Annotated in this window: 14 protein-coding genes; all 14 read left to right on the forward strand. The window is 54.7% G+C overall.

What is annotated here, in order from left to right; all coding sequences use genetic code 11:
* The first annotated feature begins 38 nt into the window (after positions 1–38).
* Complete coding sequence (locus tag DWX39_RS06925) at positions 39–470, forward strand: zinc ribbon domain-containing protein (RefSeq protein ID WP_055251579.1); 432 nt, start codon at positions 39–41, stop codon at positions 468–470.
* Positions 471–688: 218 nt separating this feature from the next.
* Positions 689–2,452 (forward strand): threonine--tRNA ligase, encoded by a 1,764-nt coding sequence (gene thrS, locus DWX39_RS06930; RefSeq protein WP_117758988.1) that lies wholly within the window; start codon positions 689–691, stop codon positions 2,450–2,452.
* Positions 2,453–2,778: 326 nt separating this feature from the next.
* Positions 2,779–3,369 carry a hypothetical protein gene (locus DWX39_RS06935; RefSeq protein WP_117758989.1) on the forward strand — a complete coding sequence of 197 codons (591 nt, stop codon included), beginning with the start codon at positions 2,779–2,781 and terminating at the stop codon, positions 3,367–3,369.
* A gap of 85 nt (positions 3,370–3,454) precedes the next feature.
* Positions 3,455–4,207 (forward strand): sugar transferase, encoded by a 753-nt coding sequence (locus DWX39_RS06940; protein ID WP_233508901.1) that lies wholly within the window; start codon positions 3,455–3,457, stop codon positions 4,205–4,207.
* The gene (locus tag DWX39_RS06945) at positions 4,208–5,317 is read left to right on the forward strand and encodes a glycosyltransferase family 1 protein (protein ID WP_199411460.1); all 1,110 of its coding nucleotides are present in this window, start codon (positions 4,208–4,210) and stop codon (positions 5,315–5,317) included.
* Entirely contained in the window at positions 5,317–6,435 is a 1,119-nt protein-coding gene (locus DWX39_RS06950) for a polysaccharide pyruvyl transferase family protein (protein ID WP_117629447.1), read from the forward strand. Before DWX39_RS06945 ends, DWX39_RS06950 begins: the two co-directional genes overlap by 1 nt.
* A 12-nt stretch (positions 6,436–6,447) precedes the next feature.
* On the forward strand, positions 6,448–7,653 hold the full coding sequence (locus DWX39_RS06955) for a Coenzyme F420 hydrogenase/dehydrogenase, beta subunit C-terminal domain (RefSeq protein ID WP_117629448.1): 1,206 nt from the start codon (positions 6,448–6,450) through the stop codon (positions 7,651–7,653).
* Complete coding sequence (locus DWX39_RS06960) at positions 7,646–8,863, forward strand: glycosyltransferase family 4 protein (protein ID WP_117629449.1); 1,218 nt, start codon at positions 7,646–7,648, stop codon at positions 8,861–8,863. Before DWX39_RS06955 ends, DWX39_RS06960 begins: the two co-directional genes overlap by 8 nt.
* Positions 8,864–8,879: 16 nt before the next feature.
* On the forward strand, positions 8,880–9,824 hold the full coding sequence (locus tag DWX39_RS06965) for a glycosyltransferase (protein WP_158561636.1): 945 nt from the start codon (positions 8,880–8,882) through the stop codon (positions 9,822–9,824).
* A gap of 9 nt (positions 9,825–9,833) precedes the next feature.
* On the forward strand, positions 9,834–11,066 hold the full coding sequence (locus tag DWX39_RS06970) for an O-antigen ligase (protein ID WP_117629451.1): 1,233 nt from the start codon (positions 9,834–9,836) through the stop codon (positions 11,064–11,066).
* Positions 11,067–11,099: 33 nt separating this feature from the next.
* The gene (locus DWX39_RS06975; protein ID WP_117629452.1) at positions 11,100–12,515 is read left to right on the forward strand and encodes a hypothetical protein; all 1,416 of its coding nucleotides are present in this window, start codon (positions 11,100–11,102) and stop codon (positions 12,513–12,515) included.
* Positions 12,516–12,542: 27 nt separating this feature from the next.
* Positions 12,543–13,442 (forward strand): glucose-1-phosphate thymidylyltransferase RfbA, encoded by a 900-nt coding sequence (rfbA, locus tag DWX39_RS06980; RefSeq protein WP_117758993.1) that lies wholly within the window; start codon positions 12,543–12,545, stop codon positions 13,440–13,442.
* 12 nt (positions 13,443–13,454) lie between these two features.
* On the forward strand, positions 13,455–14,474 hold the full coding sequence (gene rfbB, locus DWX39_RS06985; RefSeq protein WP_117758995.1) for a dTDP-glucose 4,6-dehydratase: 1,020 nt from the start codon (positions 13,455–13,457) through the stop codon (positions 14,472–14,474).
* A 15-nt stretch (positions 14,475–14,489) separates the two neighbouring features.
* On the forward strand, positions 14,490–14,632 hold a 143-nt coding region (locus tag DWX39_RS11240; protein ID WP_233512209.1), incomplete at its 3' end, for a dTDP-4-dehydrorhamnose 3,5-epimerase family protein.

The raw sequence follows: 14,632 nt of genomic DNA on the forward strand, positions 1-14,632 counted from the left end.
ACTTGACCGGACTGTTAATATTCCGAAAGGTACCCGTAATGTCCAAGTACATCTCCGAGCTCATGTCGCCGCAGCTTATGGGCGTCGTCTATGCCTTCGTTGGCTTTATCATCGCCCTGTATGTGCTGTCGGTCGTCTATGTGTTCATCGACGCTCGCCGCCGCGGCGCCAGCGCCTACGTGGCATGGGGCATCATCGCCCTCATCCCGTTTGTGGGCCTCATTGCCTACCTGGTCCTGCGCCCGCACTCCTACGCGTCCGACCGCGAGGAGCAGGAGCTGGACATGGCCCTGCGCGAGCGCCAGCTTGCCCAGTACGGCACCTGCCCGCAGTGCGGCGCGCCCATCGAGAAGGACTTCGTCGTCTGCCCGGTGTGCGACACCCAGGTCCGCAACGTATGCCCCAGCTGCCATCGTCCGCTCGACGCGCACTGGAAGGTCTGCCCCTACTGCCGAACTCGCATCCAGTAACGCATCCATCGCCGGGCCGGCCGTAAGCCACGGGCACGCCGCAAACACGCGCACCCCGCCCCCACGCGATGAAGCATGCGTAGAAAATCGCCCGCCGTGCCATTAAGGTGCGGCGGGCGCTTGTATACCAAGGCAACCTGCCTATAATGATGCAAGTCAAAAACGCCGAGCGCATCGCACGCACTTGCATCAGGCATCCGAGAGGAGAAAACATACCCATGAAGGCACTCTACAATGACGGTTCGGTGGCCGAGCTCCCGCAGGACGAGGTCACGCACGTCATCCGCCACTCCGCCGCGCACATCATGGCGCAGGCCATCAAGCGCTTGTACCCCCAGGCCGACTTTGCCTACGGCCCCGCGACCGACAACGGCTTCTACTACGACGTCGACCTGCCCGAGGGCGTCAAGATCAGCGAGGACGACTTCCCCGCGATCGAGGCCGAGATGAAAAAGATCGTCAAGGAGAACCTCAAGTTCTCCGTGTACGAGAAGCCCCGCGCCGAGGCCATCGCCCTTATGGAGGAGCGCGGCGAGAAGTATAAGGTCGAGCACATCGGCGACCTGGACGACGACGCCCGCATCACCTTCTACCAGCAGGGCGACTACATCGACATGTGCGTCGGCCCCCACATCTGCTACACCAAGGCGCTGAAGGCCTTTAAGCTCACCGGCGTCTCGGGCGCCTACTGGAAGGGCGACAAGGACAACAAGATGCTCACCCGCATCAACGGCGTCGCCTTTGCCACCAAGGAAGAGCTCGACGAGCACATGCACATGTTGGAGGAGGCCAAGAAGCGCGACCACCGCAAGATCGGCCGCGAGATGGACCTCTTTATGATGCGCGACGAGGCCCCCGGCTTCCCGTTCTTCCTGCCCAACGGCATGATCCTTAAGAACACGCTGCTGGACTACTGGCGCGAGATTCACCACAAGGCCGGCTACGTGGAGATCTCCACGCCGCTCATCATGAACAAGCAGCTGTGGAAGACCTCGGGCCACTGGGACCACTACAAGGACAACATGTACTCCACCGTCATCGACGACGAGGAGTACTGCATTAAGCCCATGAACTGCCCGGGCGGCGTGCTGGTGTACGCCTCCAAGCCGCACTCCTATCGCGAGCTGCCCATCCGCGCCGGCGAGATTGGCCTGGTGCACCGCCACGAGCTGCGTGGCGCCCTGCACGGCCTGTTCCGCGTGCGCTGCTTTAACCAGGACGACGCCCACCTGTTTGTGCGTCCCGACCAGCTGACCGACGAGATCGTGGGCGTGGTTAACCTCATCGACTCCGTGTACCAAAAGTTTGGCTTTAAGTATCACGTTGAGCTTTCCACCCGCCCCGAGGACTCCATGGGTTCTGACGAGGACTGGGCTCGCGCCGAGGAGGGCCTGCGCACCGCTCTGGAGAAGCTGGGCATGGACTACGAGGTCAACGAGGGCGACGGCGCCTTCTACGGCCCCAAGATCGACTTCCATCTGGAGGACTCGCTCGGCCGCACCTGGCAGTGCGGTACCGTCCAGCTCGACTTCCAGATGCCGCTCAACTTTGATCTGGAGTACGTGGACGCCGACGGCACCAAGAAGCGCCCCATCATGCTGCATCGCGTGTGCTTTGGCTCCATCGAGCGCTTCATCGGTATTCTGATTGAGCACTTTGCGGGCAAGTTCCCCACCTGGCTGGCTCCCGTGCAGGTCAAGGCGCTTCCCGTCTCTGAGAAGAGCCGCGACTACGCCCACGAGGTGTGCGCCAAGCTGGAGGAGGCCGGCATTCGCGTGGTCTGCGACGACCGCGACGAGAAGATCGGCTACAAGATCCGCGAGGCCCGCAGCATCGACCGCGTGCCCTACATGCTTATCCTGGGCGAGAAGGAGGTCGAGGCCGGCAACATTTCCGTCCGCGATCGCTCCAACGAGACCGTCCCGATGAGCGTTGACGAGTTCGTTGCGAAGGTGACTGAGGAGATCAAGACTCGCGCCTAGCACAAACCATACAAGAATTAACAAAGGCGATCGTCCTCGCGGGCGGTCGCCTTTTTTGTTATCTATAGAAGAAAAGCCGCTGGTTAGGGCGGCTTTTTTTGTTGTGCAAAAAGGTACAGGTTTTTGTAGAGGCGTATGGAGATGTGTCCGTTCGCGCTGCAATTTGTGTAATCTGGGAAAACGTGAGCAGTTTGCTCGTATAATGAGCAACGTCGAAAGATACAAAAACCTGTACTTTTGCGACTGCGCATAGCTGCGAGCGAGAAGCCTGTTCTAAACGCCCTTGCATTTGCGTGCATCGCAAATCCAAAAGAGGGGGCGAGAACATGGAACAGACGGCACGGCGCCAAGAGAAGCTGCCGGGCGCATTTAACGGCGCCACCACCAACAGCCAGCACGGCCGCGTCCGCTGGTATCTGGTCCACACCCCCAACGGCAAAGAGCGCGAGACCTGCGAAAAGGTGCGCCGTATTATCCCACACGAGCTGATGCAGAACGCTTTTGTGATGCAAAAGGAGTTCTGGTTTAAGCGGGACGGCGCATGGTCGCTCCAAACCAAACCCATGTACAAGGAATACTTCTTCGTCGCCACGCACGATGCCGCTGCGCTCGATAGGGCTTTGGCCCAGTTGAGTTTTGGCTGCCGCATTGCTGGCAGCAGGGAGCGGGCCTATGCGCCCATGCCGGACGATGCACAGGACTGGTACCGCAGCGTGCTCGACGACGACGACGTGGTGCGCAACAGCGTGGCGCGCATAGAAGACGGTGTGCTGCACATAGAACAGGGGCCCTTGGTGGGGCAAGAGGCCCGTGTGCACAAGATCGACCGTCGTAAACGCTGGTGCTTGGTGGACGTAGGCGAAGGCGATTCCAGCTTTAGGGAAGTGCTTCCGCTCGACGTTCCCATCAAAACGTAAGGGAGACGTTGCACCGGCAATTCATTCGTTTTTTGAATTCGTGGATGGGGGGGGGGTTCCTGGGGACAGGGACGTAAGTTTTATTGTGGCTGCTAATAAAGAAGTGACAGAGAGCAATGCGCCCGCGGGGGCAGCGCTGATTGCTCAGGCCATGGACCAGCGTGAATGCACCGGTCGATATAAGGCTGTGCAATCCATCATGGACTGGGACAACTCGCGCCTGGCCTACCGCGCCGTCAAGCGCGCGTTCGACATCGTGTTCAGCGGCTGCGTGCTGGCCGTCATCGCCGTACCCAGCCTTGTGCTTGCCGCGGCCATCCGCCTGGAGAGCGAGGGCAACCCGTTCTACAGCCAGATCCGAGTGGGTCAGACCCGCCCCGATGGCAGCCTGTCCACCTTCCGCATGTGGAAGTTCCGCTCCATGTACAGGGACGCCGACGAACGCCTCGCCGAGCTCAAGGGGCAGAACGAGATCGCCGGCGCGATGTTCAAGATGAAGGAGGACCCCCGCGTCACCAAGATCGGGAAGTTCATCCGCAAGCACTCCATCGACGAGTTCCCGCAGTTCCTCAACGTATTCCTGGGCCAGATGTCCGTCGTGGGCCCGCGCCCGCCGCTGCCGCGCGAGGTGGAGCAGTACACCGAGTATGACCTGCAGCGCCTGGCCGTGAAGCCCGGCATCACCGGATGGTGGCAAGTCACAGACCGCAACGACACCGACTTCGACGGCATGGTCCGCCGTGATTTGGAGTACATCGCCAAGCGCGGCCTAATCACGGACCTGAAGATTGTTCTCCTCACGGTCGTTGAGGTCTTTACCGGTGGAGGTGCTTGCTAAATGACTGAACCGGTTAGGGTGGCTCAGGTTGTTGGCAAGATGGTTGGCGGCGGCGTCGAAGCCGTTGTCATGAACTATTATCGCCATATTGACCGAAGTAAAGTCCAGTTCGATTTTCTTGTCGATTCAGATTCGACGCTCGTGCCACGTGAAGAGATCGAATCGCTTGGTGGTCGAATCTTTGAGATTCCGCCCTACCAGCATGCGATTGAATATCAGCGAGAGCTTCAAAGCCTCTTTACGCAAGAGGGCTGGAAGATAGTGCACAGCCATATCAACGCGCTTTCCGTCTTTCCGCTTCGCGCCGCGAAGAAGGCAGGGGTACCCGTGCGTATCGCCCACAGCCACTCGACGAGCGGCAAAGGCGAGTTTGCAAAAAATGCCCTTAAAGGCTTTTTGAAACTGTTTTCGACAAGGTATCCAACTGATTTGGCGGCCTGTACTGAGTATGCAGGTAAATGGCTGTTCGGCTCATCCCATTTTACTGTCTTTAATAATGCTATCGATTTGAGCAGTTTTTCTTTCAATCGATCGATTAGGGATGAGCAACGTGCTGGGCTTGGAGCGCAGGACGATACGCTGGTATTGGGGAATATCGGTAGGTTCATCCCCCAGAAGAATCAGCTGTTTTTGCTTGATGTTTTCAAGGCGGTTTATGCTCAGAATCCTGATTCCATCCTTGTTATCTGCGGCGATGGAAAGTTGAGACCGCAGGCGGAGGAAAAGGCGCGCTCGCTGGGAATTGCGTCTGCGGTGCGTTTTCTCGGTCAGATTTCCAATGTACAGGACGTCTATCAGGCGCTTGATTTATTCGTTCTCCCTAGTCTGTACGAGGGCCTCGGAATGGTCGCGATTGAGGCCCAGGTCTCCGGTCTCCCGTGCATCTGCTCTGAGAGGGTCCCCAACGAGGTCGCGCTATCCGGTCGGTGCAGCTTCGTTCCGTTGAGTGCGGGCATTGAGGGCTGGTCCAATGCTGTCCTTACCACACGCACGGATGTCGTTAATCGTTCCGATCCCCAAGCATCTCTGGGGCTTGAATCTTATGACATCTTTAGGGCAGCGCCCAAGCTCGAAGAGTACTACCTGAAGTTATTTGAAACGGTGAATTAATGAATATTTGTATTTTAACGTGGCTCCATAATCAAAATTTCGGTACGTTGCTTCAGGCTTATGCCCTACAGCAGTTTTTGAAGGCAGAAGGGCATGACGTTGTCGACGCCGACTATCTTCCCTGCGTTAAAGAAAAGCTACTGAACTGGGCGATCAACCGGAACTCCTTCGATTTATTTGCTGGCAAAGCACGTGAGCTATTCAATCGCAAGAAGGAACATGATGACTTCGGATCCTCGACGGCTGACGTATTCAATCGCTTTTTGAGCCAGAACATCGAGACCACTGATCGGATTGTCGATACAGACGGACTGGTCGATTTACGGGGAAAATACGATGCATACGTCTGCGGATCTGATCAAATCTGGTCCCCTTATCTTTTGAATAGGAATTTCTATCTCTCTTTTCTAAGCGACAGCGATAAGAGAATCGCGTATGCACCCAGCTTCGGTGTCACGAGCACCACGCAGAGGAAGAAAAAGATCATTACTGATCTGATTAAAACGTTCAGCTCTGTGTCTGTTCGTGAAGATGCGGGCGCGGATTTTGTCGAATCCCTCGGTCTCGAGCGCCCTTCACAGGTTGTGGACCCTGTCCTGCTCCTGTCGAAAGAGGACTGGGCCCCGCTCATCAACGGTAAATGTCCTGAGCCCGGGAAAATCGTCTGCTATTTCCTTGGGAATAGGCCGTTTTACAGGAAAGCTGTCGATTCGATTTCAAAAGAGCTCGGCTGCGAGGTCGTGACGCTTGTCGGTTCAGGTAAAAATGCTGTCGACGAGCAGCTCAATCCGCGTTACGGGCTTGGTCCCGATGAATGGCTCGCTTATCTGGCGAGCGCGCGGTTCGTGTTAACCGATTCGCTGCACGGTACGCTGTTTTCTCAAATTTTCCGCAAAGACTATTACTGCTTCAAGAGATTTGAGGAGACCGACAAGCGCTCTCAAAACTCTCGAGTCGAGAGCCTCTCGAGGCTCTCGAATACCGAGGATCGTCTGCTAGATGGCTATGACAGTCACATGAACGCTACGGAAATCGAGGGCTATGAGAAGCGACTGTCCGACGTGGAGTCGCTCATCACGTTTTCGAAAAAATGGCTCTTGGATGCTCTTGAGCAATAGGGGGAAGTTAGCTTGAGCAAGAACATCGACACAGTTTCTCACCGGGCCTGCTTTGGTTGCGGAGCTTGCGCGGCCAAATGCCCTTTTTCCGCTATTACTATGCGTACCTCGCCCGACGGTTTCGAATATCCCGTGGTGGACGCAGCGAGATGCACCTCCTGCGGTCTTTGCCTGCGTACCTGTCCGGCGGAAAACCAAGTCGACGCGGACTCGGAGGCCATTCGCGCCTCTGTCTTGCAGAGCGATGACCCGGACGAGCTCGCGCAAAGTTCGTCCGGCGGCGTCTTCTCCCTTCTTGCGAAACGTATACTATCGGACGGCGGGCGCGTTTACGGCGCCGCCTGGGATGGCGTCGATCACGTCAGGCATATCGGTATATCCGAGCTTGCCGAAATCGCGCTCCTGCAAAAGTCCAAATATGTCCAGAGCGATGCTAGCGAATCGTATCCCGAAGTGCTCAGCGATCTCAAATCCGGCAAGCGAGTCCTCTTCAGCGGTACTCCTTGTCAGGTTTCCGCGCTGCGTCTCTATTTGGGTAAACCGATGGATGGGCTGACAACCGTCAGCGTTGTTTGCCACGGTGTACCAAGCTCTTCCATGTTTCGTTCCTATGTTGACTGGCTCGAGCTTCGGGAGAAGTCCGATGTCACCGCACTGACTTTTAGAGATAAATCGAAATTCGGATGGGGCCATAACATAAAAATCGAGTTATCCGACGGCAGGATTATTAAGAGGCCCGCTGCATTCGATCCCTTTTATGGTTCCTACATCAAAGGCCTGATCAGCAGATCGTCTTGCTACGGCTGTCCTTTCAGAGGGAGCGACAGTCCTGCCGACATCATCCTCGGTGATTCCTGGCGTTCTGAGTCTGTCCAAGACTGCGGACATCCCGAGAAGGGTGTTTCGGCCGTTATCGTGAAGACCGAGCGCGGGGCAAAATTGATCGATGAAATAAGCGATTGCGTCGCCTACTCTAACAACGGCCTTGCTCCGGATGATGTGCTGCTGCATGAAGATCCTAATAAGCGCTCGGATCTTGAGGAGAGGCGCGATGCCGTTATCGAGCATTTCGAGGCTACAGGATTACAAGTCTTTGATTCCGTCCTGGCGCCGAATGCGACCCTTTTCGACCGTCTGAAAATGCTGCTCCCCCCGTCGATGCGCCTGCGTGTAAAGCGGTTTGTCCGATCTATCAAACCTAGGACCGTGCATGAGTAACTTCACCACAGTGATAACGATTTGCGACCGTCCCCATATCGGGGGCGGAGCTTCAAAAATCGCAATCGAAACAGCAGCTGCTCTGGCGAGGATAGGTGTCAACAGCTATTTCTTTTCGGCGTTGGGTGACCCCGATCCCTCCTTAATCGAATCGGGTGTTGTTTGTGTCAATTGCGGGCAGAACGACGTCCTGAACGGGGGCATCTCCGGCGCTGTCCAGGGTATCTGGAACAGGCGCTCGGAAACGGCGCTGGATGATCTACTGAAGCAGCTCGATCCGAAGACGACGGTCGTCCACGTTCACTCTTGGACGCACTCCCTTTCTCCCTCGATATTCACGGCCATAGGGCGACGGGAGTTCAAGTGCCTGATCACAGCCCATGAGTACTTCCTCGTTTGTTCCAACGGTGGACTCTACGATTATGTGAATCATTGCAACTGCGGAATTGCCCCCGGTTCTCCGAAGTGCCTGCTGCACAACTGTGACAAGCGCTCATATATCCAAAAACTGTATCGATCCGTTCGCTTTTCCGTGCAGGGCTATGTTTTGAGAGCGCTGCGCCCGGCCGTCGCCTTCGTTTCAGATTCCAGTCGTCGGTTGATTGAGCCCTATCTAACCTGGGATGCCGAGCGATTCGACTGTTTAAATTACGTCGATGCGGACAAATTCCAGCATGGGTTTGATGCAGATTGCGAGGCTTACCTATTCGTTGGTCGCCTGAGTCCTGAAAAGGGCTGCGATTTATTTTGCGAAGCCGCCAGTAGGGCCGGTGTGGACGCTATCGTCATCGGTGACGGTACCGAACTGAAGAGGCTGTCGGACAGCTATCCGGATATCAAATTCATGGGCGCGCTGTCCCATGATGAAGTGCTTTCCGTTATGGGACGCTCACGTGCGATCGTTATACCTTCGGTTTGTCGAGAGACGTTTGGGCTCGTCGCCTATGAAGCAATGATTGCTGCCGGCCTGCCGTGTATCGTTTCGGATGTCGGCGATGCGGCCTCCTTTGTGAGGTCGAAAGGCCTCGGCGAAATTTTCAGCGCGGGCAGTTCCGAGTCGCTATCTGACGCAATGGTCAATATGCTTGACCCTGATGTTTGTTCTCGTTATAGGAAAGCGGTTGAGAAGGCGGACTTCAGCTGCCTTGAAAAGACCGCATATGTTGAACGTCTTATAAGTATTTACGATCAGCTAATAGCTGAGCATTAATTGGATGAAGGTTTTAATGGTTACGGTTGTGATGTCAGTCTATAACGGCACACGATATCTTACTGAGCAGCTAGACAGCTTGCGACTTCAGACCGTGTCTCCGGACCGAGTACTAATCGCGGATGATTGCTCGACAGACGGGTCGTTCGATCTCATTGTCAAATATATCGAGGAACACGGACTCGATAATTGGACCATCAACAAGAACCGCTCTAATTTCGGCTGGCGCAAGAGCTTTAAGCGGCTTCTCGACCTTGCATCTATAGACGATGGAATCGTCTTTCCGTGCGACCAGGATGATATCTGGGAACCCGATAAAATAGCTGTGATGTCCTCAATCCTCGAGAAGGACCCCTCGATTGAGGTTCTCAGCTGCGCCGTCGAGCCGTTTTATGAGAGCGGCGGTAAAAAAGTAACAGTCTATGGTGCCGTCGATGATTCCAAACCTCTGGACGATTTGGAGACTCCGGTTTTCGATAGCAAGTTTATGTCGGTACGGCGCCCCGGATGTTCCTATGCCGTTAAATCGAGTTTTATAAGGGAAATCATGCCATATTGGCAGGATGATTTTGCGCATGATGGTATGTTATGGCGCTTCTCATTACTGAAGGGGACCCTCAGACTTCTAAATCAGCCCTTGATTCGGTTCCGCAGGCATGACTCTAATGCAACTGAGATGCGACATATTGACAAGAAATCTCGTGTTGCTGAGATAATGATGTGCTTGAGATTTTCTGAGGTTTTAGAAGAATACTGCAGTAGTAATCCTAGCGATTATCGTATATCTTCTGCGCATATAGAGCATTACGGTTCTGTTTTAAATGCCCGTCTGCACTTGCTCGTAGGCGGCCTAAAACTAAGTGATTTAGGCACCATTCTAAAATATCGTAAGTATGAACTGTCAAATCGTTCCCTGCTTGGTGATTTTAAGGCCTTAATCAGTCCCTGTGACAGTAAGTAGGTGTTTAGAATGCTTGAGCTATTTACTAATGAATTCACTATTTTGATTTTTGCCGCAATCTTAAGTGTCATTTCTCCCGTTAAAGGACTGTTTTTTTCTGTTCTAGGATTGCTTGTTTTCAAAGAAGTTCTTTCTGGGCGTCTCTACAAAGTGTTTTTAAATAACGCCATTCCCATTGTCGTTATGGGCGCGATGGTTTTCTTTTCTGCCATTGCGTTTACGTCCCGAAGTATTAATGAATCCCTCCTTACGGTCTGCTCGTATTTCTTTTGCATTCTTCTTGGTTATATTTACGGTAAAGCAAAGAACGATGACTGGGTTGAGTCTGCATTGCTTATGCTTCGCAACGTTATGGTGTTCGCTTGCCTATTTAGCTTTGTCCTTGAAATTGCTTTAGGTCAACGACTAGTTACAAATGGTTCCTTTTCTTTTCTACAAACTGTAACGATTGATAATCCATCCATGTATCGACTGCGTAGTTTTTTCGGTCATGCAATCGTATTTGGCCAAATGATAGTTATTGCTGTGGTAATTAACTATAAATTGGAGACGTGCAGGATGAAACGTCTCTTATGCTCTGTAGTTCTTTTGGTCGCTCTGCTTCTGACAAAGAGTCGTAGCGCGTGGATTATTCTCATTGCTTTAGCATCGGTTTACCTGATCTTTCGCCTAAAGAACCCCGAGTATTCTAAATGGAATTTAATTGCGCTTTTAGTTCCAGCTGTATTGCTACTCGTTTTCATTCTCTACAAGTTTGGACTGTTTAACTTTGTGGCTTCTCGATTTGGTGAGCTTGAAACTGATGTTTCATATAGCCAGCGTTCCGGAGCCATTGCCTATATTATTCATAGCTTTTTAAGCAGGCCGCTGTTTTGGCTTACTGGAAATGGTTATGGCAGTAGTCGCATGACTATGCTGGGCACGACGGTTGAAATTAGCGGTTTTTCAACGGTGGATAATGGTTTCCTTGCAATGCTGTATGAATATGGTTTTCTTGGAATTTGTAGTTTTGTATTTTTGCTAATTTCCGCTGGCATCGGTTCGTTCAGGTCGGGTTGCGAACTCGATCAAGTACTATTTTCCGTTTCCTGTATATGCTGCGCGGAGCTCATGTTTTATTGCGAGCTTGGTTGGTGGGTGCCAACGGTCATCTTGTTTGTTTCCTGTGGACTCGTTCTGGGTAGAACGAGTGCTCGGTATTCAGATTTGTGCGAGTCGGGCCCTATTTTGATTTCTGAATAAATCAAGGTTGCTAGTTTAAACAAACGAGGTTGAATGAATTATTCGTCTATTGCACGCAACACTATGATTGCGTTTGCTGCACAGTTTATTTCTCTATCGGTCAGTGTCGTCATGTCGCTGCTCGTGCCGAAAATCGTTGGCGTTGCTGATTATGGATACTGGCAACTGTTCATGTTTTATACGACCTATTCCGGCTTTTTTCACCTTGGCCTGAATGATGGTGTCTACCTGATTAACGGGGGTCTCTCTCGTGATGAAATCGATAAGAGCTCAATCAAATCCCAGTATATCTTCGGTGCTTGTTTCCAGGCAGTGATTTGCCTCGGCATCACTTTTGTTTCGCTGCCTCTTGTCGATGACGCAAATCGTGTATTTGTTATCGCGTCTTTTGCGCTTTACACCGTCGTCTATAACCTGACAAGTTATTTAGGCTTTGTCTTTCAGGCCATGAACGAAACTAAGCTTTTTTCGTTTTCTACAATGTTAGACAGGCTGGTGTTTCTGGCACCGCTCCTTGTTTTAATTGGATTTAAGGTTTCGGACTACCATCCCTATGTCTACGCGTATCTCGTTTCGAAAATTATTGCGCTCATATATTGCTCTTGGATGGGCAGGGATATCCTACGCGCCAAATCAGTGTCTTTTGGTAATTCGCTTAAGGACGGTATCCGCAGTATCTTCGTCGGCGTGAAGCTGATGATTGCGAACATCGCCGACACACTGATCCTCGGGGTATCTAGGTTTCTTATCGATCATTTTTGGGGTATCGTCGCCTTTGCAAAAATTTCGTTCTCCCTCTCTCTGGTGAATTTCTTCATCACCTTCGTCTCACAGGCGAGTATGGTTTTATTTCCTGCCCTTAGGACAGGCTCTGAAGATGAGAGGGTTCGTTTTTACATCGGCATAAGGAATTCTATCGAGCTTATTTTCCCTGCGATCTATTTACTCTATTTCCCTATGGTTTGGTTTTTGGGGATATGGCTTCCTCAATATGCCGTAAGCCTCAAATACTTTGCGCTCTTACTCCCGATATGCGTCTTCAACACTAAGATGAGCCTTTGCTGTACGACCTACTTCAAGGTTCTTCGTAAAGAGCAGCTGCTCCTGAAGTTGAATATCGTCACTGTTATTTGTAGTGCTGTTTTTTCGATATTCGGTGTTCTTGTCCTTAACTCGCTCGACGCCGTCCTGTGTGGCGCCGTTATCTGCATTATTGGCAGGTCGTTGTGGTCCGAGCTCTATCTGAACGAACAGCTTAGCGCCCCGGGTTCAACGAGGCCGTTTCAGGAGATCCTGCTTACAGTCGCTTTCGTCTTGTTCACTGAGCTTTTATCTTGTGGGACTGCGGCGATTCTGTATGCATTAGTCTACGTTGGCTATCTCTTGCTCAATCATTCTGCGCTGAAAAGCGTTGCTTCGTGTTTGACCAAACTGAAGAAGCAGCGATAGTCACATCAAAATGGATTGGATTTTAATATGAAAGGTATCATCCTCGCTGGCGGGTCCGGTACCCGCCTGTACCCGCTCACACTCGTGACCTCCAAGCAGCTGCTGCCGGTCTACGACAAGCCCATGATCTACTACCCGCTGTCCACCCTCATGCTGGCGGGCATCCGGGACATCCTGGTCATCTCCACGCCGACGGACCTGCCCAACTTCGAGCGCCTGCTCGGGGACGGCTCGCGCTACGGCGTGAACCTCTCATACGCCGAGCAGCCCAGCCCCGACGGCCTGGCGCAGGCCTTCACCATCGGCGAGGAGTTCATCGCCGGCGAGCCGTGCGCGCTGGTGCTGGGCGACAACATCTTCAACGGCAACGGCCTGTCGCGCCACCTGACGCGCGCCGTCCAGAACGCCGAGTCGGGGAGGGCCACGGTCTTCGGCTACCACGTGGACGACCCCGAGCGCTTCGGCGTCGTGGAGTTCGACCGCGAGGGGAGGGCCGTCTCCATCGAGGAGAAGCCCGAGCGCCCCAAGAGCTCCTACGCCGTCACCGGCCTGTACTTCTACCCGGGCGACGTGGCCGCCAAGGCGCACGAGGTGGAGCCGTCGGCCCGCGGAGAGCTGGAGATCACCACGCTCAACCAGATGTACCTGGAGGAGGGGGCGCTGTCCGTGGTCACCCTCGGCCGCGGCTACGCGTGGCTGGACACCGGCACCATGGAGAGCCTGCACGAGGCCGCGGAGTTCGTTCGCGCCGTGGAGCACTCACAGGACCTGCCGGTCTCGGTCCCCGAGGAGATCGCCTGGGAGAACGGCTGGATCACGACCGCCGAGCTCGAGGAGGCAGCGAAGGCCTACGGCAAGTCGGTCTACGGGCGGCACCTGAAGAAGGTCGCCGCCGGCGAGATCGTCAACAGCCCGCGCGAGTACTAGGAGGAACCCCTCATGTCCGAGATCTTCGAACCCAAGAACATCATCGTCACGGGCGGCTGCGGCTTCATCGGCAGCAACTTCGTGCACTACGTGGTGGACAGCCACCCCGACGTTCACGTCACCGTCCTGGACAAGCTGACCTACGCCGGCAACCCCGAGAACATCGCCGGGCTGCCCTCCGACCGCGTGGAGCTCGTCGTGGGCGACATCTGCGACGCGGAGCTGCTGGACAGGCTGGTACCGGGCCACGACGCCATCGTGCACTACGCCGCCGAGAGCCACAACGACAACTCCATCGCCGACCCCGAGCCCTTCCTGCGCACGAACGTCGAGGGCACCTTCCGCCTTCTGGAGGCCGTCCGCAAATACGGCGTCCGCTACCACCACGTCTCCACCGACGAGGTCTACGGCGACCTGGCGCTCGACGACCCCGCCAAGTTCACCGAGGAGACGCCGTATCACCCGAGCAGCCCGTACTCGAGCACCAAGGCGTCCTCCGACATGCTCGTGCGCGCCTGGACCCGCACCTACGGCCTTCGCACCACGATCTCCAACTGCTCCAACAACTACGGCCCCTACCAGCACGTGGAGAAGTTCATCCCGCGCCAGATCGCCAACATCATCGACGGTGTCCGCCCCAAGCTCTACGGGAAGGGCGAGAACGTCCGCGACTGGATCCACACCGAGGACCCCTCCTCGGCCGTCTGGGACATCCTCACCAAGGGCCGCATGGGGGAGACCTACCTCATCGGCGCCAATGGGGAGAGGGACAACATCACCGTGCTCCGCATGATCCTCGAGGCGATGGGGCGCGACCCCGGGGACTTCGACTGGGTCGCCGACCGCCCCGGCCACGACCGCCGCTACGCCATCGACTCCACCAAGCTGCAGCGCGAGCTGGGCTGGAGGCCGGCGCACACCGACTTCGCCGGGGGCCTGAAGCGGACCATCGACTGGTACGTCGCCAACGAGTCCTGGTGGCGCCCGGCCAAGGAGGCCACCGAGGCCCGCTACCGCGCGCAGGGCCAGTAAGGAGGGGAGAGAGACATGGCAGACATCGCATTCGAGAAGGACCTCTCCGTCGCCGAGACCGGCATCGGGGGCCTCAAGGTCGTCGACCTCGCCGTCCACGGCGACTCGCGCGGCTGGTTCAAGGAGAACTGGCAGCGCGCCAAGATGTGCGCCCTGGG

Source organism: Collinsella sp. AF19-1LB (genome assembly GCF_003459655.1).
GTDB lineage: Bacteria > Actinomycetota > Coriobacteriia > Coriobacteriales > Coriobacteriaceae > Collinsella.

Excerpts from the sequence above, each read along its gene's own strand:
- DWX39_RS06925 (WP_055251579.1), top strand. The coding sequence starts at position 39 with ATGTCCAAGTACATCTCCGAGCTCATGTCGCCGCAGCTTATGGGCGTC.
- thrS (WP_117758988.1), top strand. The coding sequence starts at position 689 with ATGAAGGCACTCTACAATGACGGTTCGGTGGCCGAGCTCCCGCAGGAC.
- DWX39_RS06935 (WP_117758989.1), top strand. The coding sequence starts at position 2,779 with ATGGAACAGACGGCACGGCGCCAAGAGAAGCTGCCGGGCGCATTTAAC.
- DWX39_RS06945 (WP_199411460.1), top strand. The coding sequence starts at position 4,208 with ATGACTGAACCGGTTAGGGTGGCTCAGGTTGTTGGCAAGATGGTTGGC.
- DWX39_RS06950 (WP_117629447.1), top strand. The coding sequence starts at position 5,317 with ATGAATATTTGTATTTTAACGTGGCTCCATAATCAAAATTTCGGTACG.
- DWX39_RS06960 (WP_117629449.1), top strand. The coding sequence starts at position 7,646 with ATGAGTAACTTCACCACAGTGATAACGATTTGCGACCGTCCCCATATC.
- DWX39_RS06965 (WP_158561636.1), top strand. The coding sequence starts at position 8,880 with ATGGTTACGGTTGTGATGTCAGTCTATAACGGCACACGATATCTTACT.
- DWX39_RS06970 (WP_117629451.1), top strand. The coding sequence starts at position 9,834 with ATGCTTGAGCTATTTACTAATGAATTCACTATTTTGATTTTTGCCGCA.
- DWX39_RS06975 (WP_117629452.1), top strand. The coding sequence starts at position 11,100 with ATGAATTATTCGTCTATTGCACGCAACACTATGATTGCGTTTGCTGCA.
- rfbA (WP_117758993.1), top strand. The coding sequence starts at position 12,543 with ATGAAAGGTATCATCCTCGCTGGCGGGTCCGGTACCCGCCTGTACCCG.
- rfbB (WP_117758995.1), top strand. The coding sequence starts at position 13,455 with ATGTCCGAGATCTTCGAACCCAAGAACATCATCGTCACGGGCGGCTGC.